General features: G+C 66.2%; 4 protein-coding genes. All 4 read left to right on the forward strand.

Annotated features, from left to right (window positions below; genetic code table 11):
* The coding region (locus M3498_17235) for a fumarate hydratase C-terminal domain-containing protein (GenBank protein MDQ3461011.1) at window positions 1–453 on the forward strand (453 nt) is incomplete at its 5' end.
* Window positions 454–457: 4 nt separating this feature from the next.
* A complete protein-coding gene (locus tag M3498_17240; protein ID MDQ3461012.1) occupies window positions 458–1,642 on the forward strand; it encodes an acyl-CoA/acyl-ACP dehydrogenase in 1,185 nt (394 codons plus the stop codon).
* A 14-nt stretch (window positions 1,643–1,656) separates the two neighbouring features.
* Window positions 1,657–2,835 (forward strand): CoA transferase, encoded by a 1,179-nt coding sequence (locus M3498_17245; protein MDQ3461013.1) that lies wholly within the window; start codon window positions 1,657–1,659, stop codon window positions 2,833–2,835.
* Window positions 2,836–2,938: 103 nt separating this feature from the next.
* A complete protein-coding gene (locus M3498_17250) occupies window positions 2,939–3,439 on the forward strand; it encodes a MaoC family dehydratase (protein ID MDQ3461014.1) in 501 nt (166 codons plus the stop codon).
* The last annotated feature ends 184 nt before the right edge of the window (window positions 3,440–3,623 follow it).

Genomic DNA, 3,623 nt, shown 5'->3' on the forward strand with positions numbered 1-3,623 from the left:
CGGCTGGTGGCGCTCATCGAAGGAGGCGAGCGCCTACCGCTCTCCCTGCGGGGCGAGGTGATCTACTACGTCGGCCCCGCGCCCGCCAAGCCGGGTCACGCCATTGGCTCCGCCGGGCCGACGACGAGCGGGCGCATGGACCCCTACACCCCGGCCATCCTGGCGCAGGGCGTAAAAGGCCTGATCGGCAAGGGCTACCGTTCACAGGAAGTGAGGGCAGCGCTCATGGAGCACCGGGCCGTCTACTTGGCGGCGGTCGGCGGCGCGGCTGCCATCCTGGCACAGCGTATCAAGGCGAGTCGGGTCGTCGCCTACGGGGACCTCGGCCCCGAGGCGATTCGCGAGTTCATCGTCGAGGACTTTCCAGCGGTCGTCGTCAATGACATTCACGGCGGCGACCTCTACGAGCGCGGGCGCTTAGCCCATCTCCAGGCCGATGAGGAGGCAGGATGAGGACATGGGAGATGAGGACATGGGCGTGAGCGCGCAAGCCGACGAACTTCACGACGACTTGCGGCAGGGCGTGCGCAAGCTCTGCGCGCGCTACCCGGACGCCTACTGGCGCGAGCTCGACCAAAGGGAAGGCTATCCCGACGCCTTTATCCGGGCGATGACCGAGGCGGGTTACCTGGCCGCGCTCATCCCCGAGGAGTACGGCGGCTCCGGCCTGGGCGTCACCGAGGCCTCGATCATCCTGGAAGAGGTCCACCGCTCGGGCGGCAACGCGGCGGCCGGCCACGCCCAGATGTACATCATGGGCACGCTCTTAAGGCACGGCTCCAAAGCGCAAAAGCAGGCGTATCTGCCCAAGATCGCCTCGGGCGAACTGCGGCTGCAGGCCTTTGGCGTCACCGAGCCCAACGCCGGCTCCGACACCCTGAGCCTCAGCACCACCGCCGTCCGCCGGGGTGACCACTATATCGTCGACGGCCAGAAGATCTGGACGTCCCGGGCGCTCCACTCCGACCTGATGCTGCTCCTGGCGCGGACCACGCCGCGCGAAGAGGCCGCGAGGCGCAGCGAGGGGCTGTCGGTCTTCCTGGTCGATTTGCGCGAAGCGGTCGGCAAGGGCGTCACCATCAAGCCCATCAAGACGATGTTCAACCACCACACCACCGAGGTCTTTTTCGACAACCTTGCGGTGCCCGCCGAGAACCTGATCGGCGCGGAGGGCAAGGGCTTTCGCTACATCTTAGACGGCATGAACGCCGAGCGTATTCTCATCGCCGCCGAGTGCATCGGCGACGGCTACTGGTTTACCGACCGCGCCACGAGCTACGCCAAGGAGCGCGAGCTTTTCGGCAGGCCCATCGGCCAGAACCAGGGCGTGCAGTTTCCCATCGCCGAGGCCTATATCCGCGTGCGCGCCGCCGACCTGATGCGCTACAAGGCCGCCGAACTCTTCGACGGCGGCAGCCCGGCTGGCGCGGAGGCCAACATGGCCAAGCACTTAGCCGCCGAGGCGTCCTGGCAAGCGGCCAACGTGGCGGTGCAGACCTACGGCGGCTTCGGCTTCGCCAGCGAGTACGACGTCGAGCGCAAGTTCCGCGAGACGCGCCTCTACCAGGTGGCGCCGATTTCCACCAACCTGATCCTCGCCTACATCGGGCAGCACGTCCTGGGGCTGCCCCGGTCTTACTGATGGTGGTTTACTAGATGCGCCCGCTTACCGGCATCACGGTCGTGGCGCTCGAGCAGGCGGTAGCAACGCCCTTTGCCAGCCGCCAGCTCGCCGACCTGGGCGCTAGGGTCATCAAGCTCGAGCGGCCCGGCGTGGGCGACTTCGCCCGCGGCTACGACAAGACCGTGAAGGGTTTGTCGAGCCACTTCGTCTGGCTCAACCGCGCCAAGGAGTCCTTGACGCTCGACCTCAAGCGCGACGAGGGCAAGGCTGTCCTCGAGCGCTTGCTGGCGAAGGCCGACGTGTTCATGCACAACCTGGCGCCGGGCGCGGTCGAGCGTTTGGGCTTCGGCGCCGACGCGCTGAGGGCGTGCTATCCCCCCCTCATCGTCTGCACCCTCTCGGGCTACGGCTCCTCGGGCCCCTACCGCGACAAAAAGGCCTACGATCTGCTCGTTCAGGCCGAGGCGGGCCTCTTGTCGGTCACCGGCAGCGAGGAGGTACCCAGCAAGGCGGGCATCTCGGTCGCCGACATTGCCGGCGGCATGTACGCCTTTTCGGGCGTCCTCACCGCGCTCTTTCACCGCGCGAACACGGGCGAGGGGACGATCATAGAGGTCTCGCTCTTCGAGGCCCTGGCCGAGTGGATGGGCTATCCCGCCTACTATACGGGCTACGGCGGCAGCGCGCCGCCGCGCACCGGCGCCATGCACGCCACCATCGCGCCCTACGGCCCCTTTGCCAGCGGGGACGGCAAGCATATTCTCCTGGGCATCCAAAACGAGCGGGAGTGGCGGCGCTTTTGCGAGCTTGTTCTGGAACGCCCCGAGCTCGCCGAAGATTCCAGGTTCGCCTCGAACGCCGAACGGGTGCGGCACCGCGAGGCCCTGCACGAGGCTATCGAAGGGGTGTTTGCGGGGCTTACGCTCGAGGGGGTCGAAGCGCGCCTTGAAGGGGCTGCCATCGCCCACGCGCAGATGCGCACGGTGGAGGAGTTTCTGGCCCACCCCAGCCTTGCGGCCAGAGGGCGCTGGGCCGAGGTCAAGTCGCCGGTGGGGCCGCTCAGGGCGCTTCTGCCGCCCGTCACGATGGCGGGCGCCGAAGCCGTCATGGGCGCTGTTCCCGAGGTCGGCGAGCACACCGAAACGATCCTCGCCGAACTCGGCTACGGCGCCGAGAGGATCGCCGCACTGCGGCGTGCGGGCGCGATCTAGCCCCACGACCTATGAGGATCATGAAGATTGAGGTCCGCACGGCGGACCTACGTCTAGCTGATAGCTGACGGCTGAACGCTGACAGCTATTTCAAAGGAGCGCGATGACCATCAAACAGGGCTGGACGGGCAGGTGCTTTGAAGACTTCGAGGTGGGCGACATCTATCCCCATCCGCTGGGCCGGACGGTCCTGGCGACCGACAACGTCTGGTTCACGCTGTTAACCGTCAACCCCAACCCCATCCACTTCGACCGGGCCTACGCCGCCAGGACAGAGTTTGGCGAGCCGCTGGTGGACTCGACCTTTACCCTGGCCCTGATCACCGGCTTGTCGGTCGCGGACATCTCGCAAAACGGCGTCAATCTGGGCTGGGACGAGGTGCGCATGCCCGCGCCGGTCTATGAAGGCGACACCCTCTACGCCCGCAGCGAGGTGCTCGAGACGCGCGAGTCGCGCTCGCGCAAAGAGCAGGGCATCGTCACCGTCAGGACCACCGGCTTTAAAGAGGACGGCGTGGTGGTGATGACCTTTAAGCGCACCATCATGGTCTACAAGCGCGACTACCTGCCGCGGCTCGCCCCGCCCGAGCCGCGCCAAACCTAACCGTAGAAGGACGCGGGCTTTTCAGGTAGACTGCCACGCCAACGCTTAAAAGACGTTGTTCTTGGTCAAGGAATGCGCTCGCCGCCCCGACCGGCGAGGTCTTTCGTGACGATAGCCAAGGGTCTGCTTATCTTGCTGCATGAAATCCTTGGCCTATGCCAAGGACTCAGCATGACAAATCAGC

This window comes from Deinococcota bacterium, assembly GCA_030858465.1.
Taxonomy (GTDB): domain Bacteria; phylum Deinococcota; class Deinococci; order Deinococcales; family Trueperaceae; genus JALZLY01.